Source organism: Pseudomonas arvensis, assembly GCF_056688935.1.
On sequence record NZ_CP162038.1, the window covers coordinates 5,309,111 to 5,330,391 of the forward strand.

18 protein-coding genes, 1 other RNA gene and 1 pseudogene are annotated in these 21,281 nt (G+C 57.2%); 8 read left to right on the forward strand and 12 right to left on the reverse strand.

From position 1 onward, the window contains the following. Positions 1 to 7: 7 nt before the first annotated feature. Positions 8 to 412, reverse strand: coding sequence for a ferric iron uptake transcriptional regulator (gene fur / locus AB3G88_RS24090; RefSeq protein WP_003194220.1), 405 nt, complete (start codon positions 410 to 412; stop codon positions 8 to 10). Positions 413 to 510: 98 nt separating this feature from the next. On the opposite strand from fur, the gene AB3G88_RS24095 reads away from it, so the two are divergent. After that, positions 511 to 1,038, forward strand: coding sequence for an outer membrane protein assembly factor BamE (locus tag AB3G88_RS24095; RefSeq protein ID WP_017528805.1), 528 nt, complete (start codon positions 511 to 513; stop codon positions 1,036 to 1,038). Between the two features lie 63 nt (positions 1,039 to 1,101). On the opposite strand, the gene AB3G88_RS24100 is transcribed toward AB3G88_RS24095, so the two are convergent. Together AB3G88_RS24100 and AB3G88_RS24105 are read right to left on the reverse strand one after the other, a co-directional pair. Then, entirely contained in the window at positions 1,102 to 1,404 is a 303-nt protein-coding gene (locus tag AB3G88_RS24100) for an RnfH family protein (protein ID WP_099584781.1), read from the reverse strand. Further along, complete coding sequence (locus tag AB3G88_RS24105; protein ID WP_112196770.1) at positions 1,397 to 1,831, reverse strand: type II toxin-antitoxin system RatA family toxin; 435 nt, start codon at positions 1,829 to 1,831, stop codon at positions 1,397 to 1,399. Before AB3G88_RS24105 ends, AB3G88_RS24100 begins: the two co-directional genes overlap by 8 nt. 168 nt (positions 1,832 to 1,999) lie before the next feature. On the opposite strand from AB3G88_RS24105, the gene smpB reads away from it, so the two are divergent. Next, positions 2,000 to 2,482, forward strand: a complete 483-nt coding sequence (smpB, locus tag AB3G88_RS24110; RefSeq protein ID WP_003176160.1) for an SsrA-binding protein SmpB — start codon at positions 2,000 to 2,002, stop codon at positions 2,480 to 2,482. A gap of 37 nt (positions 2,483 to 2,519) precedes the next feature. On the opposite strand, the gene AB3G88_RS24115 is transcribed toward smpB, so the two are convergent. Next, positions 2,520 to 3,287 carry an FCD domain-containing protein gene (locus tag AB3G88_RS24115; protein WP_099584779.1) on the reverse strand — a complete coding sequence of 256 codons (768 nt, stop codon included), beginning with the start codon at positions 3,285 to 3,287 and terminating at the stop codon, positions 2,520 to 2,522. Positions 3,288 to 3,549: 262 nt separating this feature from the next. Between AB3G88_RS24115 and AB3G88_RS24120 the strand changes: the two genes are divergently transcribed. The 5 genes from AB3G88_RS24120 to AB3G88_RS24140 all read left to right on the forward strand — a co-directional run bounded on the left by AB3G88_RS24120 (position 3,550) and on the right by AB3G88_RS24140 (position 10,477). After that, positions 3,550 to 5,244: a lactate permease LctP family transporter gene (locus AB3G88_RS24120; RefSeq protein WP_480451953.1), complete on the forward strand. Its 1,695-nt coding sequence runs from the start codon at positions 3,550 to 3,552 to the stop codon at positions 5,242 to 5,244. Between the two features lie 70 nt (positions 5,245 to 5,314). Continuing rightward, complete coding sequence (locus AB3G88_RS24125; RefSeq protein ID WP_480451955.1) at positions 5,315 to 8,125, forward strand: FAD-binding and (Fe-S)-binding domain-containing protein; 2,811 nt, start codon at positions 5,315 to 5,317, stop codon at positions 8,123 to 8,125. Positions 8,126 to 8,260: 135 nt separating this feature from the next. Next, positions 8,261 to 8,542, forward strand: a complete 282-nt coding sequence (locus AB3G88_RS24130; RefSeq protein ID WP_099584776.1) for a PA2433 domain-containing protein — start codon at positions 8,261 to 8,263, stop codon at positions 8,540 to 8,542. A gap of 94 nt (positions 8,543 to 8,636) precedes the next feature. After that, positions 8,637 to 9,033, forward strand: a transfer-messenger RNA (tmRNA) gene (ssrA, locus tag AB3G88_RS24135). 187 nt (positions 9,034 to 9,220) lie between these two features. Beyond that, positions 9,221 to 10,477 carry an integrase domain-containing protein gene (locus AB3G88_RS24140; protein WP_177033317.1) on the forward strand — a complete coding sequence of 419 codons (1,257 nt, stop codon included), beginning with the start codon at positions 9,221 to 9,223 and terminating at the stop codon, positions 10,475 to 10,477. A gap of 146 nt (positions 10,478 to 10,623) precedes the next feature. Here AB3G88_RS24140 and AB3G88_RS24145 read toward each other — a convergent pair whose 3' ends face one another. The 5 genes from AB3G88_RS24145 to AB3G88_RS24165 form a co-directional block, all read right to left on the reverse strand. Beyond that, positions 10,624 to 10,893, reverse strand: coding sequence for a hypothetical protein (locus AB3G88_RS24145; RefSeq protein WP_093202012.1), 270 nt, complete (start codon positions 10,891 to 10,893; stop codon positions 10,624 to 10,626). Beyond that, the gene (locus AB3G88_RS24150) at positions 10,890 to 11,870 is read right to left on the reverse strand and encodes an integrase domain-containing protein (protein ID WP_330542891.1); all 981 of its coding nucleotides are present in this window, start codon (positions 11,868 to 11,870) and stop codon (positions 10,890 to 10,892) included. Before AB3G88_RS24150 ends, AB3G88_RS24145 begins: the two co-directional genes overlap by 4 nt. Continuing rightward, the gene (locus tag AB3G88_RS24155) at positions 11,854 to 12,207 is read right to left on the reverse strand and encodes a hypothetical protein (RefSeq protein ID WP_480451958.1); all 354 of its coding nucleotides are present in this window, start codon (positions 12,205 to 12,207) and stop codon (positions 11,854 to 11,856) included. Before AB3G88_RS24155 ends, AB3G88_RS24150 begins: the two co-directional genes overlap by 17 nt. Beyond that, entirely contained in the window at positions 12,194 to 13,600 is a 1,407-nt protein-coding gene (locus AB3G88_RS24160) for a YfjI family protein (protein ID WP_480451960.1), read from the reverse strand. The genes AB3G88_RS24155 and AB3G88_RS24160 overlap by 14 nt, the downstream gene beginning before the upstream one ends. A gap of 1,052 nt (positions 13,601 to 14,652) precedes the next feature. Continuing rightward, positions 14,653 to 15,189, reverse strand: coding sequence for a LasR-specific antiactivator QslA (locus tag AB3G88_RS24165; RefSeq protein ID WP_177033321.1), 537 nt, complete (start codon positions 15,187 to 15,189; stop codon positions 14,653 to 14,655). A 640-nt stretch (positions 15,190 to 15,829) separates the two neighbouring features. Between AB3G88_RS24165 and AB3G88_RS24170 the strand changes: the two are divergent. Next, positions 15,830 to 16,237: pseudogene (locus tag AB3G88_RS24170) on the forward strand (tyrosine-type recombinase/integrase); the annotation flags it as partial. 362 nt (positions 16,238 to 16,599) lie between these two features. On the opposite strand, the gene AB3G88_RS24175 reads toward AB3G88_RS24170, so the two are convergent. The 3 genes from AB3G88_RS24175 to AB3G88_RS24185 are packed head-to-tail and all read right to left on the reverse strand — an operon-like array spanning position 16,600 to position 21,010. After that, the gene (locus tag AB3G88_RS24175) at positions 16,600 to 17,679 is read right to left on the reverse strand and encodes a patatin-like phospholipase family protein (RefSeq protein ID WP_480451962.1); all 1,080 of its coding nucleotides are present in this window, start codon (positions 17,677 to 17,679) and stop codon (positions 16,600 to 16,602) included. Further along, positions 17,676 to 18,584 carry a diguanylate cyclase regulator RdcB family protein gene (locus AB3G88_RS24180; RefSeq protein WP_177034145.1) on the reverse strand — a complete coding sequence of 303 codons (909 nt, stop codon included), beginning with the start codon at positions 18,582 to 18,584 and terminating at the stop codon, positions 17,676 to 17,678. Before AB3G88_RS24180 ends, AB3G88_RS24175 begins: the two co-directional genes overlap by 4 nt. Then, on the reverse strand, positions 18,581 to 21,010 hold the full coding sequence (locus tag AB3G88_RS24185; protein ID WP_480451965.1) for a dynamin family protein: 2,430 nt from the start codon (positions 21,008 to 21,010) through the stop codon (positions 18,581 to 18,583). Before AB3G88_RS24185 ends, AB3G88_RS24180 begins: the two co-directional genes overlap by 4 nt. Between the last annotated feature and the right edge of the window lie 271 nt (positions 21,011 to 21,281).

Sequence of the window (21,281 nt, forward strand, 5' to 3'; positions counted from 1 at the left end):
GTCGTTTTTACTTTTTCTTACGGATGTACAACACAAGGTTATGGTCGACCAAGTCGAAGCCATGCTCCTCAGCAATCTTATGCTGAAGCGCTTCGATTTCCGGGCTGGTGAACTCGATAACCTCATTGGTATCCAGGTCGACCATGTGATCGTGATGACCACCGTCAGCCAATTCGAACACTGCATGACCGCCGTCGAAATTATGACGAACCACCAGCCCTGCGGCTTCAAACTGGGTCAGTACACGGTAAACCGTGGCCAGGCCGACGTCCTCGTTAGACTCCATCAGCGCCTTGTAAACATCCTCGGCACTCATGTGACGCTGCTCAGCAGAATCGAGCATTTGTAGAATCTTGACTCGTGGCAGAGTCACTTTAAGACCGGCTTTGCGTAGTTCGCTATTTTCAACCATGGTTAGCTTTCTCGCGGATGCTGCTTCGCAGCTTCTCTTAATACGGGTATGATCGGCGTTTACGTTGTCCCAGCCAAGATAGTGGAAGTCGCCCACCGATGCAAAACACCAAGCTCTTGCTAACCAGTTTCACCTTTGTGGGACTGCTCGCACTCGCCGGTTGTTCATTCCCCGGGGTTTACAAAATCGACATCCAGCAGGGCAATGTCGTCACGCAGGACATGATAGACCAGTTACGTCCGGGAATGACCCGACGGCAAGTACGGTTTATTATGGGCAACCCCCTGCTGACTGACACTTTCCATGCCGATCGCTGGGATTATCTCTACAGCCTGCAGCCTGGCGGCGGTGAACGCCAACAGGAACGCGTCAGCGTCATTTTTAATGGCAATGACCAGCTTGTCAGCCTGTCCGGTGACTTCATGCCCGGCGTAAGCCGCGATGAAGCCCTGCTCGGCAAAGACAACGGCACCAACGTGACTGCGCCTGCGCAGGAGAGCGAGAAGCCGAAATCCGAAGTACCGGCCAAGCCAGGCTCGCTGCTCGACAAGATCCAGAAAGACGTCGATGGCGTGGAAACCGTTCCGGTCCCGACGCCTCAGCCGCTGGACACCAGCCCGCAGTAACAGTGCGGCGCCTGCAAAAAAGCCCGGCATGCCGGGCTTTTTGTTGCCTGATGTTTAACAAGCTTATGAATTCTGCTGCCTGGTCATCGCCGCCTTGGCCGCCCGCAATCTACGCACCTCTTTAGGATCAACCAGCAAGGGGCGATAGATCTCAATACGATCACCTGGCTGCACAACGCGCACCTCAGCATCCGCGACAACTTTACCGAATACCCCCAAAGGGCAATCAGCCAGATCCAGATCAGGAAACAGCATTGTAATTGCGGACGCCTGCACCGCCGCTCGCAGACTTGTGCCGGACGCCACCGTCAACGCCAGCAAAACCTGGCGATCTGCAGCGGCATACACCACCTCAATCTCAACCATGCAGTTGCTTGGCCCGCTGACAGAACGCATCTACCAGTGTGTTGGCCGCCTGGTTGAACAAGGGCCCCAATGTAGCCCGCACAAGCGGGCCAGCGTAATCAAACGACAAGTCGAGGCTGATCTTGCAGGCCTTGTCGGTCAGCGCCTTGAATACCCAGACACCGTGCAACTGGGTAAAAGGCCCCTCCTGCAGATTCATTTCAATGGACTTGCCCGGCACCAGCACATTACGCGTGACAAAGTGCTGGCCCAGCCCACCTTTCGCCACCCCGACGCTGGCGACCATGTGTTCATCAGTGCTTTCCAGCACCTCAGCCTTAGAACACCAAGGCAAGAATTCCGGGTAACGCGCCACGTCGTTGACCAGGTCATAGAGCGCCTGAGCCGGATAGGGCAGCAGGGCCGAACGTTGAATATGCGTCGTCATGTGTGCGTTATTTCCACAGCTGAGCGGCAAACATCGCGAAAGAACAGCCCGATCCGCGAGAGAAAAAAACCAAAGAACTGCCCGCATTGTCCGGGATTCGACCAACACGCTCAAGCACGCAGGTTGACCGTAGCCGACACGCTCGCAACTCCCTATAATGCCGCCCCTATGGCTAAACAAAAGAAACACCCCACAGGGACCATCGCGCAAAATAAAAAGGCGCGACACGATTACTTCATCGAACATCGGTTCGAGGCTGGTCTGGTCCTGGCCGGCTGGGAAGTAAAGAGTCTGCGCGCCAGCAAGTTGCAACTGGTCGACAGCTACGTATTGCTCAAGGATGGCGAGGCATGGCTGCTGGGCAGTCATATCACCCCGCTGACTACCGCGAGCACCCACGTAATTGCCGACCCGGTGCGCACACGCAAACTATTGCTCAATGCGCGCGAACTGGAAAAGCTCGCCGCCGCCGTACAGCAGAAAGGCTACGCCTGCATCTGCCTGTCCTGGTACTGGAGCAAGCACCTGGTCAAGTGCGAGATCGCACTGGGCAAGGGCAAGAAGGAATACGACAAGCGTGATACCGAGCGCGAACGCGACTCCAATCGCGAACTGCATCGCGCCGTGCGCAACAAAGGCAAGGAAGAGTAGTCCTTGCAGTGATGTAGCCTCGGAACAAGTCCGTCGGCTACATCCCTTTTCGCCGCTCCGCACGCGCCACGCGCTGAACCTCCTGACGCACCTCCGCCAATACCTCCTGCACGTACTCCAGATGTCGCGTCGAGACGTCTCGCGCCTGTTCGGCCCGCCCCTCAATAATTGCCTGGTACAACTCCCGATGCTGACTGATCAGCATGTCTCGGGTCTCTGTACGCTGCTGATACATACCACCAATGTTGGTCACCACGTTACGCTTGAGCAGGTCGAACAAGCCGCGAATGGTGTGCAGCAACACTGCGTTATGACTGGCCTCGGCAATGGCCAGGTGGAACCTCGCATCCGCAGCCCCCTCCTCCACTCGGCTCACTTCATCAACGCGGGTATAGCAATCCTGCAACGCTTCGAATGCAGCGGTCAGCCGCTCACGGTCTACCTCGGTTGCACGCAACGCGGCGTAATAAGCACAGGACGCTTCGAGGGTCTGGCGAAATTCCAGCAGATCACGCTGTGCCTCGGGATTGTTTTCCAACAGGTGCAACAGCGGATCACTGAACGTCGAACCCAGTGACTCGGCAACATAATTGCCTCCGCCCTGGCGACTCACCAACAACCCCTTGGCGGCCAGTTTCTGAATGGCCTCACGCAGCGACGGACGCGACACGCCAAACTGCTCAGCCAAAGCGCGCTCAGCCGGCAAACGCTCACCCGACTTCAGCGTGCCCTCAAGGATCATCCCCTCAAGCTGCTCGACAATATCGTCAGACAAACGGCGCTGACGCACCTGATCAAACCCCATAACTCACTCTCCACCATCCCGACCACTCGCCGGGCCCTCTATTCTGGCCTATCACCGCCCTTCCAGCACCTATCAGAACAGCCTCGATTCATCCGATCAGATGGTCTCGCCCTCCAACCTACGACCAAAGTTTCGTGAGCGGCAAATTGACACATCCCCCTGAAGGCTTTTAACCTAGCCTCCAGCGATTGTAAATTGGTAATACCAATTATCCAAGTCGACTTAGATGTGCCTGACCAACAACAATTAGGGGCCACCCCATATGCAAACCTGGCAACAGCTTTACAGCCCGCTCGGCAGCCTCGGCCTGTCCGCATTGGCCGCCGTTATTCCCATCGTATTTTTCTTCCTGGCCCTGGCCGTGTTTCGCCTCAAAGGCCACGTGGCCGGCAGCATTACCCTTGCACTGTCCATATTGGTGGCGATCTTTGCCTTCCAGATGCCAGTGGACATGGCGCTGGCCGCAGCCGGCTACGGCTTTGCCTACGGTCTTTGGCCTATCGCCTGGATCATCGTTGCAGCGGTGTTTCTGTACAAACTCACAGTCAAGAGCGGCCAGTTCGAGATCATCCGCAGCTCGGTGCTGTCGATCACTGACGACCAACGTCTTCAGGTATTGCTGATCGGCTTCTGCTTTGGCGCGTTCCTGGAAGGCGCTGCCGGTTTCGGCGCTCCCGTAGCAATTACCGCTGCGTTGCTGGTAGGCCTGGGCTTCAACCCGCTGCACGCCGCCGGCTTGTGCCTGATTGCCAACACCGCGCCGGTCGCCTTTGGCGCCCTGGGCATTCCGATCATCGTTGCCGGGCAGGTGACTGGAATCGATGCCTTCAAGATCGGCGCCATGACCGGCCGCCAGTTGCCGCTGCTGTCGCTGTTCGTGCCGTTCTGGCTGGTGTTCATGATGGATGGCCTGCGCGGCGTTCGTGAAACCTGGCCGGCTGCGCTGGTCGCGGGCTTGAGCTTCGCCATCACCCAATACTTCACGTCCAACTTCATCGGCCCGGAACTGCCGGACATCACCTCGGCCCTGGCCAGCCTGATTTCCCTGACCCTGTTCCTGAAAGTCTGGCAACCCAAGCGCACCGCCGGCGCGCAGATAGCTGGCGCCACCTCCGGCGTAGCCATTACCGCCAGTGCCGGCGGCTTCGGATTGCCACGCAGCACCCTCGCCTCGCCTTACAGCCTGGGTCAGATATTCATGGCCTGGTCGCCGTTCCTGATCCTCACGGTACTGGTCACTATCTGGACGCTCAAGCCGTTCAAGGCGATGTTCGCCGCCGGCGGCTCGATGTACAGCTGGGTATTCAACTTCGCGATCCCGCACCTGGATCAACTGGTGGTCAAGGTCGCCCCCATCGTGACCAACCCGACTGCCATTCCAGCGGTATTCAAGCTGGACCCGATTTCAGCGACCGGCACCGCGATTTTCTTTTCCGCACTGATCTCGATGCTAGTGCTGAAAATAAACATCAAGATTGGTCTTACCACTTTAAAAGAAACGTTCTACGAACTGCGCTGGCCGATCCTGTCTATCGGCATGGTGCTGGCATTCGCCTTTGTCACCAACTACTCCGGCATGTCGTCGACCATGGCGCTGGTGTTGGCCGGCACCGGTGCAGCCTTCCCGTTCTTCTCGCCGTTCCTCGGCTGGCTGGGGGTTTTCCTGACAGGTTCCGACACATCGTCCAATGCCCTGTTCAGCTCATTGCAAGCCACTACGGCGCACCAGATCGGCGTCAATGACACGCTGCTGGTAGCCGCCAACACCAGCGGTGGCGTCACCGGCAAGATGATCTCGCCGCAATCGATCGCAGTGGCCTGCGCCGCTACCGGCCTGGTGGGCAAGGAGTCCGACCTGTTCCGCTTTACCCTTAAGCACAGCCTGTTCTTCGCCACGATCGTAGGGCTGATCACACTGGCTCAGGCCTACTGGTTTACCGGCATGCTGGTGCACTAAGACCTACACGTAATAGGGTAAGAACCGACGCCGGATGACGATTCCGGCGTCAGCCATCTCTGGAGGATCAATGAGCCTGCCTGCTGCTTTCCTTGCTGACGTCGCACAACTGATCCCAAAAGATCGGCGTTTCGACGACCCGCTTTCCACCCTCGCATTCGGCACCGACGCCAGTTTTTACCGATTGATCCCACAACTGGTAATCCGCGTGGAGTCGGAAGACGAGGTAGTAGCACTCCTGCAACTGGCCCAGCGCGAGCGCGTACCGGTGACCTTCCGCGCGGCCGGCACCAGCTTGTCCGGGCAAGCGATAAGCGATTCGGTACTGATCGTACTGGGGGACAATTGGAACGGCCGCGAGATTCGCGGGCAAGGCACTCAGATTCGCCTGCAACCCGGCGTGATCGGCGCCCAGGCCAACGCCTGGCTAGCGCCGTTCGGGCGCAAGATCGGCCCGGACCCGGCGTCGATCAATGCCTGCAAGATCGGCGGAATTGTCGCCAACAATGCCAGCGGCATGTGCTGCGGCACCGCACAAAATACCTATCACACCTTGGCCGGGATTCGTCTCGTGCTGGCCGACGGCAGCTGCCTGGACACCGAAGATGCGGCCAGCGTCAGGGTTTTTCGTGAGCATCACAGTGCGCTGCTTGAACGCTTGGCGACACTAGGTCGCGAGACACGCGCAAATGTCGAACTCGCCGCAAAAATTCGCCACAAATACCGTCTGAAAAACACCACTGGGCTGTCACTCAATGCCTTGGTGGACTTCGATGAACCCCTGGATATCCTCAGCCATCTGCTGGTCGGTTCCGAGGGCACGCTGGGCTTTATCAGCGCAGTGACCTACGACACCGTGATCGATCATCCGAACAAAGCGTCGGCCTTGATTGTGTTCCCCGATGTCGAGACGTGCTGCAACGCGGTAACCGTGCTGAAAACCCAGCCGGTCTCAGCCGTAGAGTTGCTGGATCGACGCAGCATGCGCTCGGTGCAGAGCAAACCGGGCATGCCCGCCTTCGTACAGCACCTGTCGGAAAATGCCTGTGCGCTGCTCATCGAGTCCCGCGCGGCATCGTCCTCTTTACTGCACGAGCAACTGGCGCTGATCATGGCCTCCCTGGCCGCTTTCCCCGTAGAGAAACAAGTCGACTTCACTGAAGACCCTGTAGAAAACGCCCGCCTGTGGGCAATCCGCAAGGACACCTTTCCCGCCGTCGGCGCTGTGCGCAAAACCGGCACTACGGTGATCATCGAAGACGTGACGTTTCCTGTCGAGCAACTGGCCACTGGCGTGAACCGCCTGATCGAACTGTTCGACAAACACCACTACGACGAAGCCATCCTTTTCGGACACGCCCTGGAAGGCAATCTGCACTTTGTATTCACCCAAGGCTTCAACAGCGCGGAAGAAGTCACACGCTATCAAGCGTTCATGGATGACGTCGCGCAACTGGTGGCCGTGGAGTTCGGCGGCTCGCTGAAAGCCGAGCACGGTACCGGCCGCAATATGGCGCCATTCGTCGAATTGGAATGGGGCAGCGATGCCTACCAACTGATGTGGCAGCTCAAGCGCCTGCTCGACCCCAACGGCATTCTCAACCCGGACGTGGTGCTCAGCAACGACCCGCAGATCCACCTCAAGCACCTCAAGCCACTGCCTGCGGCCGACGAGCTTGTGGATAAGTGCATCGAGTGCGGTTTCTGCGAGCCGGTATGCCCTTCTAAAGGCCTGACGTTGAGCCCGCGCCAGCGCATCGTGATCTGGCGCGACATACAGGCGAAAAAACGCACCGGCGTCGACACCACCGAACTGGAAGCCGCCTACCACTATCAAGGCATCGACACCTGCGCCGCCACTGGGTTATGTGCCCAGCGCTGCCCCGTGGGAATCAATACCGGCGAGCTGGTGAAAAAGCTGCGCAGCCGTGACGCCGACCGTACGAAAACCGCCGAATGGCTCGCCACCCATTTCGCCACAGCATTGCAAGGTGCGCGCTTTACCCTACATGTGGCCAATGGTGCACGCATGCTGCTCGGCGCACCTCGCCTGGCGAAGCTGTCTGCCTGCGTGACCAAACTGTCCAAGGGGCAAATTCCGCAGTGGAGCAACGCCATGCCACAGCCGGAAAAGGCCATTCGGTTCAGCCCAACTGTGACGGATGAGCGGCCTCGGGTGGTCTACCTGGCCGCCTGCGTCTCACGTGCAATGGGCCCGGCGGCCGGTGATAAAGAGCAAATGTCGCTGTACGACAAAACCCGTGGACTGCTGGAAAAAGCTGGTTACCAGGTCGTCTTTCCCGACAATCAGGACAGCCTGTGCTGTGGCCAGCCCTTCGCCTCCAAAGGCTACGCCGAACAGGCAGAGCACAAGCGCCAGGAGTTGATCGGCGCCCTGCTCCACGCCAGCCGTGGTGGCCTTGACCCGATCTATTGCGACACCAGCCCATGCACCCTGCGCCTGGTGCAAGACCTGGGCGAAACCCGCCTGGACCTCTACGACCCCGTCCGTTTTATCCGCACGCACCTGATGGACCGCCTGGATTTCCTGCCCCAGGAAGCACCGATCGCCGTACACGTGACCTGCAGCACCCAACACCTGGGAGAAAGCCAGGCGCTGATCGACCTTGCCCGCCGCTGCGCCAAAACGGTGGTGATCCCGGAAGGCATCCACTGCTGCGGGTTTGCCGGCGACAAGGGCTTTACCACGCCAGAACTCAATGCCCACTCACTGCGATCCCTCAAGGAAGCCGTGCAATATTGCAGTGAAGGCATCTCCACCAGCCGAACCTGCGAAATCGGCTTGAGCCAGCATGGGGGCATTGATTATCACGGGCTGGTGTACCTCGTAGACCGCGTCACCCAGGCCCGCGCCCACTAATCCTGAAAAAAAACAGAACCCCTGCGCGCCAAAGCAGTCATTTGAATAGGCCTCAACGAACGAGGCCAATCAGTGATGTCGCTGGCAGCCCTTCAACGCCAGCAGCGTCGAGCCCTTTGCGCAAGGAGATACCCTATGAAGCGTTCCGCTCTTGCTGGCTTGTTCATTACCGCTGCGATGCTGGCGTCCCCGGTCTTCGCGGCCGGCAGTGACAAAGACTTGTGCCAGATCAACCTGGATAAACTCAACAACGCCAAAGCGACGCTCGCCACCGACACCACCGGCAAAAGTGGCGAAATCGACACGATCGTCTCCCAGGCCATGGCATTTCACGCGTCTGGCGATGATAAGCAGTGCATCGAAGTCACCAACAAAGCCCTGCAAGACCTGCAAAACAGCAACAAAGGCGGCAAGTAAGCAATAGGGCCAACCTTCGGGTTGGCCTTCGGTGACCGTTTGGCGTACACTGCACAGGCTTGTCACTCACTTAGAAACAACGAGTTACAAGCACGGGGCCGTTTAGGATTCGACGCCGGTCGCGAAACTTTAGGTGCATGCCGAGTTGGTAACAGAACTCGTAAATCCACTGTTGCAACTACTTATAGTTGCCAATGACGAAAACTACGGCCAGGAATTCGCTATCGCTGCGTAAGCAGCCTTAGACCTGAGCTTCTGGTACCTTCGGGTCCAGCAATCACCAGGGGATGTCTGTAAACCCAAAGTGATTGTCATATAGAACAGAATCGCCGTGCAGTACGTTGTGGACGAAGCGGCTAAAACTTACACAACTCGCCCAAAGCACCCTGCCCTTCGGGTCGCTGAGGGTTAACTTAATAGAAACGGCTACGCATGTAGTACCGACAGCGGAGTACTGGCGGACGGGGGTTCAAATCCCCCCGGCTCCACCACTTCAACATCTAAAGACGTCCACGGACGTCTTTTTTTGTGCCTGAAATCCAGTAAATATGGGGGTTTCAGGGCCACGGGAGGCTTTCCCGGCTTTTTGAGTTCCAGGCAGTTTGGTATTCCCAATGGTATTCCCGGCTCCCCGGCGCTAATCTTGGGAATACCAAAAGGTGTCATGGAGTACTTCTCATGTGCGCTCAAACCACCCGCCTCTCCGACCGCCAGCTCAAGGCGGTCAAACCGAAAGACAAGGATTACGTCCTCACGGATGGCGACGGGCTCCAACTGCGAGTCAGGGTCAATCGCTCGATGCAGTGGAATTTCAACTACCGGCATCCCGTCACCAAAAATCGAATCAACATGGCACTCGGCTCTTATCCCGAGGTTTCTCTTGCGCAAGCGAGGAAGAAAACCGTTGAGGCCAGAGAGCTGCTTGCACAGGGTATCGATCCAAAAGCTCAGCGCAATGAGCTACAGGAAGCCAAACGAGCGGAAACGGAACACACCTTCGAGAACGTGGCCACCGCCTGGTTCGAGCTGAAGAAGGATTCCGTCACGCCGGCGTATGCCGAAGACATTTGGCGCTCCCTCACACTGCATGTTTTTCCGAGCATGAAATCAACGCCTCTCTCCGAAGTCAGCGCCCCAATGGTCATCAAGCTCCTTCGTCCGATTGAGGCCAAAGGCAGCCTCGAGACAGTTAAGCGAGTGAGTCAGCGCCTTAACGAGATCATGACCTACGGGGTCAATTCCGGAATGATCTTTGCCAACCCTCTCAGCGGCATTCGAGCGGTGTTCAAGAAACCTAAGAAAGAGAACATGGCAGCGCTACCACCAGATGAGCTTCCGGAGCTCATGATGGAAATCGCGAACGCCAGCATCAAGCGGACGACCCGCTGCCTGATCGAATGGCAGCTACACACTATGACCCGCCCTGCCGAAGCGGCGACTACCCGATGGGAAGACATAGACTTCGAAAAACGCATCTGGACCATCCCTCCGGAGCGAATGAAAAAGCGTCGTCCGCACACAATCCCGCTGACCGAACATGCACTCTCGTTATTGGAGACGCTTAAGCCCCATAGCGGCCACAGGGAATATGTGTTCCCGTCAGATAGAAATCCGCGCACCCACGCGAATAGCCAGACAGCCAACATGGCATTGAAACGAATGGGCTTTCAGGACCGCTTAGTCAGCCACGGCATGCGCTCCATGGCTAGCACAATTCTGAATGAGCATGGATGGGATCCGGAGCTAATCGAAGTCGCGCTGGCGCATGTCGATAAAGACGAAGTTCGAAGCGCCTACAACCGGGCGGATTACATCGAACGCCGGCGTCCGATGATGGCCTGGTGGAGTGAACATATCCAGAAGGCAGCCACCGGCAGCCTGTCGGCATCCGCCATCAATCAAACCAGGGACCGTAACGTCGTGCCGATACGCTGAGCAGGCGACAATTCGTGCCGTGCAGCAGGGCGACTGAAGTGGCGACTGTCGCTAAATCAGCCGCATTCCTGCGCCTCTTCGGCCAAGCCCCTAAGTATGGGAAGGCTCCGCATTCCCATACTTAGGGGCTCACGCTTAAAGATCTATCAGACAACCACGAGTTGCGCCTTTCGGCGGCGGATCAGCCCTGCTGTTAACTCATAGTAATAGATGGTCGCTGGTGCTGAGCAACGCAGGTAGTGCTCTAAAAACCATCTGGTGTGCTTTTCCTTCCAGGACCAAGGGGTCGCACAACTCCAGCGCTCACGAATCGCCTCGTGCATCCTTTCTGCCTGCCTGATATGCCGCTGCCGCGTGGCATGCGCACCTTTGAGCACGGGGCTCAGAAACAACGCCATATCGAACTCGGACTTCATAGACGACCTCCGATGTAGGCACTCACCACGTCGATGCGGTTATGCCCCAACTCGTGGCTGATCTGCTGACGTGCACGCTGATCGAGTGCTCGATCCTCTCGTTGACCACGACCGCCATTGACGGGCGCGGAGAAGCCGGTCAGTTGTTCATAGCGCTCACAGGCGTAAGCTGCCCGCAGCTCATGAAAGCCCTTCAATCCATGCTCATGCATGATGTCCCGCGCCGGTCGTACGATTGTCTGTAAGAAATCTTTGTAGCTTTCATCAGGTGTTAACAAATTCCGACTGCCCTTGGGTGAGGCCTCGCTGGCCCTGTCGAGGGCGCCACGAACTTGATCCGTGACCGCAATCCAACGCGGTGCCGATGCTCCTGATCGACCGCCTTTGGTGCCGTCCTGGATATTGATCTTGCCCAGTTGCCGAGCCTCACGTTGCAGCCGGGGCAAGTCCGCCAAGATCGCTTCACGCAGGCGCATGCCGGCCTCCCGAGCGAGGAGCACGATGGCACTCACCCTCAGTTGCTGTCGCTCTGACAGCGCTTGCGCAATCAGCCTGACCTGCACACGGTCTTGGCCTTGTGGCGCCTCACTACGCACGCTTGAGCGCTGCAAGCCAAGCGCCTTACTTGGACTCGGGATTTTGACGTATTGATCACCGCGCAGCGCAGCCATCGTTCGGTTCACGCTGGACAGTCGGTTCTGCGCGGTAGCGATGCCGACGTTGCCCTGATCAACCTGCTCCCGCACATGGACGGCGTACCGCATTAGGACTTCGCGGTCGATCTGTCGCGCATCATTGAGCCTCGGCCCTTCCTCGGATAGACACCAACGCACGAAGGCCTGCCAGCGATCACTATGGGCTTTGACGGTAGCAAAATGGCCGTCGCCAAACAGGTCTTTCAGTGCTTGCGGTCCGGCATAGCTGAGCTGGCGACCAAAGCCGAAATTGCGCCCTGCTCGCTTACCGACCCGAGCCATTTTTCTGTTCCTGATCGGCTGCTGCGAGATCATGCAAAAGGGCTCGCCAGTGCGCACTTACAATCGCGAACTGAGCCCAATCAGTCGGGCGAAAACACAGCGTGTTGTCGGTGACGTAAAGATGCGCGCCCTGCTCTTCCAACCATTGAATAATGGAAGTCGTCGAGGTGATAGTTCTATGGAGGGTGGCGACACTGGCGACACCGGCGACAACCCTTGCCTTGCCTGCCTTTGAGCGTGGCGACAAAGTGGCGACAGTACCGGCGACAAATCGCACTTTCGGCTCCTTTCGGCGTTGAGCCAGATGGTTGCGCAGCGCTTCATCAAGATTGAACATGACGCACCTCGAAGGTGTGGCCGTCGGAGATCAACCACTGATGATCAATCAACTCGACCAGCAGCTTTGCGGCATGACGACTGCTCTTGCGGGCAAAGCGGGGACCGTTGCGATTCAAATCTCGAATACTGAAGCGCTTCCAATCCTTGACCTGCAGCCAGCGCAACAGCCGGTCCGCCTCTTCTTTTACCCTGCACACCGGCTCCTGCTCGGTCAGGCGCTGGATCTCGGTGAGGTAGTAGCCAACTAAGGCCGAGGCCCGCTGGATATGGTCGACCTCCACGACACTGCTCTCCTCCACAACGGCCAAAATGCCGGCGACACGCAAAAGGTTGTCGGCGGCCTTCGAACCGCTGGGCCGCACGCTGGCCAGCTCGCCAAACTCACCCAGCTGAGCTTCGATAGCATCATGCAAATCAATCCAGCGACGACGCGCGAGCGGACTGAGGCTCAGCTTTGACAGTTGCAAGGCTCCGTCAGCGGAAAGTGACCAAGGCTGATAAAACAGAGCCGAAAGGCGGTGATGATAGCGCTTGAGGGCAGCGTCTTTGGACAAGTCGATAGCCTGGTAGCTACGTTGCCCGGCTAGACTGGTGGGCCAGGTCATCAAGCAGCGCCCTAGAATGCCTTGCCCCTGCAGCAACGGGTCACTGAGTAACTGCATGGCCAAATACGGTTGCAGCATCAGGTGCAGGCTCAAGCGTCGGTCATAGGCTCGCAAGCTTTCACCAACCATGGAACGCGCGCGATCTATCGGGCTACCATCCCAGAGTGACGACAAGGTCGTGACCGCTTTCAAACGGTTATCCCGACTCATGGTGCTGCTGCCGAGGAATTGTCCACCCTCATCACAGAACAGACCCATGCTAGGCAGGTCATGACAGAGCCCCTTGATCAGGGCCTCGATAGTCGGGTCCGTGGTGATCAGTCTAGGGGCTGAGGGCTCCGCTTCGAGCGACATTCCGTTTGCGGGCTCAGGATCGCCAGGCTTGATACGCTGCGCCTGTCGCTGTGCGGCACGGTACCGGGCAAGTTGTTCGCGATAGCGCTGCCACTGTTCACGCTCCCATTGCCGTGCCGGCAGCAATGCACATCGGTCTGCGGCGGTCTTGCGATCACCTGACGCGGCCACCGTGATCAGGTAAAGCGACAGGGGATAATTTCTCCCGTCGAGCTGTAAGCCTGCATGACCTTGAGTGGCCAGCGCCGAGGCAGCCAATACTGATTGCGCGGCCAGTGCCTGGGGCACGCCGATGACCTCGGCCATTCGCTCTACCGCAGGCCCAAGAATCCCACCCAGTGCCTGCACCGGATAAGGTTCAGCCACGGGATTCGACTCGATTAACGATCGAGGGGATCGTGGGAGTTCAAGCTTCGGATCTAACTGCTGCATGGCCCTCTCCTCAGTGATTGCTGGCTGTCCTCACGTACGCCCGCCACGGCTGTTGAGTGTTATCAGGGATCAAGGCCCCTGCGGCCTGTGAGGTGTTCACTGACGCGGAACGTACGGCTCCTTACGACCGGGAGCGAGGGCATGAACCCATGAATCTGGCCTTCTTAGCGCATCCGAAAATGCGGGCGGGCGGAGGCTGTGCCGACTGACGAGTTCGGCACCTGGAGATCCTGAGTGGGAGAAGGCAACAACATCGACGCCTGGGGCATGCCTGACTGTCAGTCAGGTGCAGCCTTTCCATGGGCTGCGGCACCGGTGCCTGTGTCGTTGCGGATGGCGACGAATCGGATTTGTCAGGCCGATTGTCACGAGGAGAGTTGCGGCAATGCCTTGTACGACGTGGCTTGCAGCAGTGGTACGAGCGCCCGTCTCTTTCCAGGAGAAAGAGACGGGCGCGGATTGGCGCAGCTAAGTGTGCCGAGAGATGAAGTTGCTGCAGCGCAGCGAGGAAGGTCCATCGTCCGCCGCAGTGGGCAGATAAGTCGAGTAGGCATCCATCACTTTTGCGGAGTGACCGTGCGAGCCGCCGGACGCTAATCGCACTTCGGGAGAACCACCACGCAAGTGGCGTAGCCTTAAAGGTTTTGGCTACCTGGGCTGGTGCTGTCAACGACAGCGGTCCGTGCGCCAATTTTTATACGCACTAGAAAAGACGGTCAAGCGTCACGACCAAAGCGTGCAGAAAGTGGCGACTGTCGCCGCTTTTGTCGCCACGCTCCAGGCCAAGTCAGGCGTGGGTTGTCGCCGATGTCGCCGGTGTCGCCACTTCTCTAGCCATGACCACGGCAAGATCCGTTCTTACACTGGAGCGGCACTCGAAAAGTAATTTCTGATGGGTAAACGAGGGCGTGACGCTAATTGAAATTCAAAATGAGATGGTGGAACGAAGTGGCTTCGAAAAAAGCGAGTGAACCCTCCGACCAGCGCGATCAAAGATCGCTGGGTCGGAGGGTTTGGCGGGAAAAGCAAAATCCCAAACGTCAAATACAGCCTCAAGCATCAAAGCTGGTTGATTGGGAAGTGGCGGCTTCACGCCCCATGACCAGCGCCTGCTGCAACCGCAGCAGAAAACCGGCCTCGAACGCTTCTTGGGGATCCCCCGGGCGATGACGTTTTCGATTCTGCGCCAGAGCCCACCATAACGGTAGTGATGAGCCATCAAGCCAGGTCTCAGCACATCGAACGCCGTCCTCAATCATTGGGCCGAATTCATTGCCCCAGGGCGTTCGAATACCAGGACAGCCGTCAGCGGACGGGACAGAAAAGTACTCACCAATCTGTTGATGAACTCGTTGAGCAGGCATACCCGTCAGATATCGGAACGCCTTGTCGAACAACACTGCAGCGTCATCCAGCAGCTCTACAGCCAGTTCAACGTCCTGCGGAAAATGAAGCAGAATACTCTGTGCTCCATTAAGCCGAAGAGTGGCAGCCTGCCGTAGTTTAATCGCGGCATCTTCAGGGGTAAGCGATGCAGTATCGATGGTGCTTGGTTTGGGGAGGCTAATTAGAAGCGAGAGATCAAACATCGCGGAATCCTCCGAGATAGTTTGCAATACGAAACAAACGGCTAGGGCGGCGCACGAGCTTAAAAGGGGGACAGGACATTTTCCTTATCTCCTCGGACAGTTAAGGAACCGTCCACCCAGCCGTTCTGACACGAAATGGGTGGCGGACCGTACGGGGGTCAGAAACCGGCGTCCGAGGGAACCGGCCAGGCCGAAGCCTGCCCCGCACGGACCGCCATAGAAAAGCAGCAGCTAAGCCTCTGTAAGCACTTAATTGCTGGCTATGGCGCCATGCGCCTCGAACAATTCAGGTTCTGACACCCGGTCACGGGATTGACCGTGACGGAGCAAAGCGTAAATGTGAAGCCGCAACAACACAAGCTTGCAGCATCAATATGCTCTCATCCGAATGAAAGCTGCCGGCCAGGCGCTGACGCTCGCCAGTATCCGGTGGCTCTATTGCTTGGGGTCTGACCCAGCGACTATTACTACAAATTTCGGCCACGCTGATGGAATCGGTAACGCTATAGATGAGACCATTCTGAGAAATACTATGCATACAGAGTTGACGGAAGAAGAGATACGCCGTGCGCTATTCGGTGGGTCTGAATCCTCTGTCCCGGCAATTAACTTACACGCGCAAGACACCGTTCCGGATGCCCTGACGGAGCAAGCTCTCGCTCTACTGGATACGATCAAACCTTACAGCGGCCACCGCGAATTCGTCTTTCCAGCCGACAGAGATCCACGCACTCACTGCAATAGCCAAACAGCAAGTATGGCTCTGAAGCGAATGGGCTTTGAAGGGCGCTTGGTAAGCCACGGCATGCGATCCATGGCTAGCACCATTTTGAATGAGCAGGGTTGGGACCCCGAGCTTATCGAGGTTGCACTTGCACACGTCGACAAGGATGAGGTGCGTAGCGCTTACAACCGTGCGGATTACGTAGAGCGGAGGCGCCCAATGATGATCTGGTGGGGCGAACACATTCAGCAAGCAGCTACAGGCAGCCTGTCCGTTTCAGCGCTTCACACAACTCGAAGCTTGAACATTGTATCAATGCGCTGACCGAGCAATGTCTAGTCAGGTGCACGCACATCCAGATCATCGAGCCTGCTTATGATGCTGGCCACAATGAACTATTACTCATTTTCTTCCGAGTCCAAGCACGCGTTTGCATCGACAGGTAGGTAACTTGGCCAGCCGCTTACGCATCGCAAGCTCGTATCGGTGTTAGGTCAGAGCTCCAACGATACGAGCCTTCTATTTTAAATCCATTGGCTAGCGTAATACGGGAACAGACCCTAGCAGATTTACAGCGCATCGACGGGAGTACCCGATTTAGAGAAATGGCCGACAAGCACCGAACCGCGTCCCTCAAAGCTGAGTGCAGGTCGTGCGATCATGTAATCACACGGCCTGCCAACCAGCTACTTCAAGCGTGCCATTGCATCCTCCAACGTTTTGTCTGCACGCATAGACTCCCCCTCAACGGCAACCAAAGCATCCTCTGACGCACGCAACTCATTGCGAGATTGCTGCGCCATCATCACTCGCCCCACGCAGTGCAGAGTGTCGCGATAGCCTTGCTCAATCCAAGACGGGATTTTTTCGGGATCAAAACCGAGTAGATCCCGAGCCCCAGCCAGCGGCCCGGTCGCCCGCGCTAGGCTTTGCTGGGGACGGATCTCGAGCACGGTGGCATCAGGAAATCGCTGCCGACTCCACAGCGACCCATCGCTCAAGTGCGTGACGATCACCAGGTTGCAGCCTGCCTCCAACAACGGGGTGATCGGAGTATTGCCCTGCATGGTTTGCCAGCCACCCTGCCCTCCGTCCGAGTAACGTTGGCCACCGAGGCTGCGGGATCTGAATAGCAATGGGATAGCCGCTGAGGCCAACAGTATCTGCTTGCGCTTCGCATCGTCGCAGATGGACTGAACATGTATGAATTCAGAATCAGGGGTGTCGGTGAAACCGAGTTCGGCGCCCAACGCTAGTACCAGATCCTGCAGACCGCCCCCACTTCGATAAAGCGAGACGTACAACGGTAGTCCGCGGCTGAGATCATCGCTGACTAGAAACTCATCCATGTATCGCTGCAACGGCTTGTCATCAAGCACGCCCTCGCCCATTGCGTCTAGCCATTCGGGCAGCTCGATATCCAGCTTGTCCGCGAGCGCCCTTGCTGCGTGCACAGCTCCCAATGCCGCCGTCGCTCCATTTAAGCGCAGACCAGCGGCCACCAACAAAGACAGATAGCCTGGCACCTTCATGCTCAGCGGCGACTCCTTGCTCAGACGCCCCCATAGCAACTCCAGGCGCTCGATAGCGACATCGAGCGAAAGGGCCGAGGCCAAGATTCCACCGTTGAGCGCGCCAATGCTAGCACCCGATACTGCATCAATGCGTGTGCCCAGCTCACGCAGCGCCTTGAGCACGCCGACGTGGTACGCGCCCTTCGCGCCGCCCCCAGACAGGACTAGGCCGACCTTCATAGTCGTGTTCATACCGCGGACTCCTGAAAAAGTTCGCTGATCAGGCCTTCGGCCATGCGGTGCGCAGAACCAAGGCGAGGCACTTGCAGCGGTAGTTCCTCGGGCATCTGCGAAACTGCATATGCGAACGGGGCTGTACCAGGATCAGTCCAGTCACCCAGGTAGCGCATTGCCTCTTCGCCGTCAAACCATGCGGCGCCCGCCACAGGTCTGGCCATCCAGCGTTCGTGGGTGCCTAAGCGTTCTCCATGGCCGACATTGGCATCCCGGCTCAGCTGAATGATGGCCCGGTTGGCCAAGTCGTCGAGCTGCGCCTGTCGCTCGTGACCGCTTAAGACCTGGCAGTAATCACCAAAGGCCCCCCAGCGCAGTTCCTCGATCACCGCGTAGCAACGGCCGGACAGGCTCAGGCCATTGAAGCGTCCTGCTCCCCACTTGCCGAAAACACGATCGAGATGCAGTTGGGCTTGTTGCAAGCTGTCGATGCGGGCGACCTGGCGGTCCAGCGCATCACAGCGCTCATCCAACCGCTGCGAGAGTAGGTTGAGGGTCTGTCGGGTCTGCACTGAGTAGTCCACCAGCAAGGCAACATCATGCTTTAGCCCGTTGATCCGGGTCTGCACCTGGACAATGGCCCGATTACTACGCGCCAGCGATTCGCTCAGATCAACCAGCCAGTTCAGCGCACCTTCCACGCCATCAGTGAGACTGGCGTTAATTTCAGCCTGATGCCTGGCGCCCTGGCCGGTGAAACCGTCATACAGGCGTGAATAAAAACCGGTACGGGTAGCCATGTGGCGCTGCCGCTCACGCGCCACATCGATGCCGTTGGCGAAGTCGACAACAAATTTTTCTGGCACGCAGGTCAGAAGTTGGCAGACCTCGGCTGATGCCGTAATGGCGTCCGTTTCATTCATGCGACCACCTCATGCGGAGCGGGGCACACGTCACGGTGAAGTGCTTCGGCATCATGGCGAAGACCGGGAACTTCACGCTTGAAACCAGCCAATGTATCGGCCAGGCTCTTTTGCTGCTCATGGGTGGTTTCTTTGTCGCGGATGCTTTGGGCCAAATCACTGCGCAGAGACTCTACCGTGAGCTTCAACTCATCGAAGAACTGCTTGACGCTCTCTTGCAATGGCGCCTGGACAGTATCGACCACTGCCTTGCCCAAACCTTCAAAGATGCCATCAATTGAGTCGCTGATCGACTTGCGAACTTTGTTGATATCGACTTCGTAGTATCCTTCAGTGGTCGAGTAACTCTCCCACCCCCAGTCGTCAGTATTGAACAACCCGCACAAGCCGCCCCATAAGCTGCTGCTACGACGACGCTTGGTCACACTGCGTTGTTTGCTTTCGATGACACCGCGCAAAAACTCGCCACGTCCCTGCTTCAACGAAAGCGCTGGTGATGCAGGCATCTTGATCGCAATGGAGAAACCACACCCCTTCAGGCGCTGGTTCAGTTCACCGACGATGGTGCTGGCCTGGACCGAAATTCCATCTTCGAATTTTTCACGAAAAGCCTTGAGGATCGAATCTGTCTGGTCGACGAGCCTTGACTCGTTGTTCGCAATGATTTGCTGGACACCCTTCTCAATACCGGTGATCACCTCTTCGGCGTCCTTCTGAGTATCGAGCTTGATGATCGGGTTTTTGGGGTCAAACTCTCGGCCAAATTTGCTTCCTGCTCTTGAAGAGGTCGCGTGGCCGATGGCGATGTTCAACAGCGACCCGAATAGACCGCGTGTGACTTGGGAGGCGGCGGCTTTTGCTACATTGACCTGCTTTTCCTCTGTCTCCTTGGCCTTCTGGAAGCCCTGATCTACTTCTTCACGGATGCTTTTGCGAATTTCAGCAAAAGCACTGGAAATCTGCTTGTTGATCCCATCCAGCGCATTTTTCGCATCGGATTGTGATCTGGTCTCCAGTGCGCCAATCCTCTCTATATCACTGCGCAACGAGTCGATCTGTGCGGCCAACTCGCTTGCGTTCTTTCCCAGCGCCACCTTTCTGACATCGAGAAAATTGTTTAACTTGGTGGCGACGTCTACCAGCTTGGCTGCAGATGCAGAAATTGCCAGCATCGCGGCCTGGCTATGAGCTTTATGGATGACGTCAGTGAGGGGAGCTGCGAACTTGGAACTTTCCCACAACGCGCTTGCAGCCTGGCGAACCACCTCCTGGTTTCCAATCAACATCTTCCACATGGCGCCCAGCGCCGCCTTGCCAAAGTCCTCTACCCACGCCGTCGAGTCATCGACCGGATCCGGAAGGCAGCCATTGATCTCCAGCTCACGCAGGGCACGATTGGCAAGATCAGCGAACTTCGACGACACCGGAAAAACGTGAGAAACATCTATCTGACCTTTCAGTAGCGAGTGAGCAACCAGTTTTCGTGTCTGCTCTTCATCGTCTCCATTACGGTCCTTCTCGTCAAACTTGTTGACCAAAGCAAACATACGACCGTGGGCGACATCGGCGATGCGTTCGAGCTCCTGCCGAACTTGTTGGTCCGCATCGGACTTGAGCTGAGTGAAGTCCAGTATCGCCAGAATCGCCGAAGCATTCTGCAACTGCTCACGCAGCATCGGACGCAGATGTTCCTGACCAGCTTCGTTCGGGCCGGGCGTATCAAGCAATGTCAGGCTACCGACGCTGTCAGGGAGGTTGGCAAGATGGGCGAACTCAACCTCGATGAGCGGGATGTCATCAATGCCAGCGTAGCGGTCAAAGGGGAACTTAACATCGAGCTCGAAACTGAGCCGAACCAGATCATTCAAGCTTTTGAGGAACCAAAAGATAGATTCCGGCCCCCTATACTCTTTTTTAAAGCGCTCTTTCGACTGCACGAAGCGCAACAGTTCGCTCATGTCCTTGTCGTGATCAGTCGCCGTGAGGACTTGATTTCCAGCAGGGGTGTTCTCCAAGGCCTGCTTTAATTGCACAATCAGATCGTTGATCGACTGGTTGTTGTCCAGACTCAGGACCGGCTCTTTTTTTCCGGGTGTGTGACGAATACGTGTGGGCAGCACTGTCATCGGGCGGTTGCGATTGGGCAGGACTTCCGTACCGACAATGGCGTTGATGGTCGTAGATTTTCCGGCCTTCATGGTACCCACCACTGCCAGAACCATCTCGAGGCGCTCCAGCTTGCTGGCCTCGCCCTGCAGCATCTTTAGATCCTTGTCGATGCTGGCGGAGGAAAAGGTCTGATGCTCATCGGCTTTTTCATCGACAACCACTCCTTTGGCAGTCTTCATTCTCTGTAGCAGTTCGATTTCTACCTGTAGCAGCCGGCAAGACTCTTCGCGCAGCAGTTGGATAGTATTCTCGTGCATTCCATCTCCTTGAAAGAGGCCATCCTGCCTCTGATCATTCGTTCGGTTAAGCCAGGCGGTCTAATGGCGCCCTGGCTCTGTTGCGCAGTTCAAAAAACGGCCAGCGTAGTGGCATATAGCCGGAAAAACTACATCCTATTCAATCGTTATTGCATGACGGCTCCAGCCCCTACACCTGTCCCTCTATATCTCGCGCAGCCGAAGGTACTGCAGCAGAAAAATCACCCCAATCACGACAAATCCTTCGCCTCTAGCTGTTTATCAAAGCGCC

Excerpts from the sequence above, each read along its gene's own strand:
- AB3G88_RS24115 (WP_099584779.1), bottom strand. The coding sequence starts at position 3,287 with ATGGGGTTTGATCAGGTGCGTCAGCGCCGTTTGTCTGACGATATTGTC.
- AB3G88_RS24095 (WP_017528805.1), top strand. The coding sequence starts at position 511 with ATGCAAAACACCAAGCTCTTGCTAACCAGTTTCACCTTTGTGGGACTG.
- AB3G88_RS24160 (WP_480451960.1), bottom strand. The coding sequence starts at position 13,600 with ATGCAGCAGTTAGATCCGAAGCTTGAACTCCCACGATCCCCTCGATCG.
- AB3G88_RS24175 (WP_480451962.1), bottom strand. The coding sequence starts at position 17,679 with ATGAACACGACTATGAAGGTCGGCCTAGTCCTGTCTGGGGGCGGCGCG.
- AB3G88_RS24140 (WP_177033317.1), top strand. The coding sequence starts at position 9,221 with ATGTGCGCTCAAACCACCCGCCTCTCCGACCGCCAGCTCAAGGCGGTC.
- AB3G88_RS24180 (WP_177034145.1), bottom strand. The coding sequence starts at position 18,584 with ATGAATGAAACGGACGCCATTACGGCATCAGCCGAGGTCTGCCAACTT.
- AB3G88_RS24100 (WP_099584781.1), bottom strand. The coding sequence starts at position 1,404 with ATGGTTGAGATTGAGGTGGTGTATGCCGCTGCAGATCGCCAGGTTTTG.
- AB3G88_RS24155 (WP_480451958.1), bottom strand. The coding sequence starts at position 12,207 with ATGTTCAATCTTGATGAAGCGCTGCGCAACCATCTGGCTCAACGCCGA.
- AB3G88_RS24125 (WP_480451955.1), top strand. The coding sequence starts at position 5,315 with ATGAGCCTGCCTGCTGCTTTCCTTGCTGACGTCGCACAACTGATCCCA.
- AB3G88_RS24130 (WP_099584776.1), top strand. The coding sequence starts at position 8,261 with ATGAAGCGTTCCGCTCTTGCTGGCTTGTTCATTACCGCTGCGATGCTG.
- smpB (WP_003176160.1), top strand. The coding sequence starts at position 2,000 with ATGGCTAAACAAAAGAAACACCCCACAGGGACCATCGCGCAAAATAAA.
- AB3G88_RS24105 (WP_112196770.1), bottom strand. The coding sequence starts at position 1,831 with ATGACGACGCATATTCAACGTTCGGCCCTGCTGCCCTATCCGGCTCAG.
- AB3G88_RS24165 (WP_177033321.1), bottom strand. The coding sequence starts at position 15,189 with ATGTTTGATCTCTCGCTTCTAATTAGCCTCCCCAAACCAAGCACCATC.
- fur (WP_003194220.1), bottom strand. The coding sequence starts at position 412 with ATGGTTGAAAATAGCGAACTACGCAAAGCCGGTCTTAAAGTGACTCTG.
- AB3G88_RS24185 (WP_480451965.1), bottom strand. The coding sequence starts at position 21,010 with ATGCACGAGAATACTATCCAACTGCTGCGCGAAGAGTCTTGCCGGCTG.
- AB3G88_RS24145 (WP_093202012.1), bottom strand. The coding sequence starts at position 10,893 with ATGAAGTCCGAGTTCGATATGGCGTTGTTTCTGAGCCCCGTGCTCAAA.
- AB3G88_RS24120 (WP_480451953.1), top strand. The coding sequence starts at position 3,550 with ATGCAAACCTGGCAACAGCTTTACAGCCCGCTCGGCAGCCTCGGCCTG.
- AB3G88_RS24150 (WP_330542891.1), bottom strand. The coding sequence starts at position 11,870 with ATGGCTCGGGTCGGTAAGCGAGCAGGGCGCAATTTCGGCTTTGGTCGC.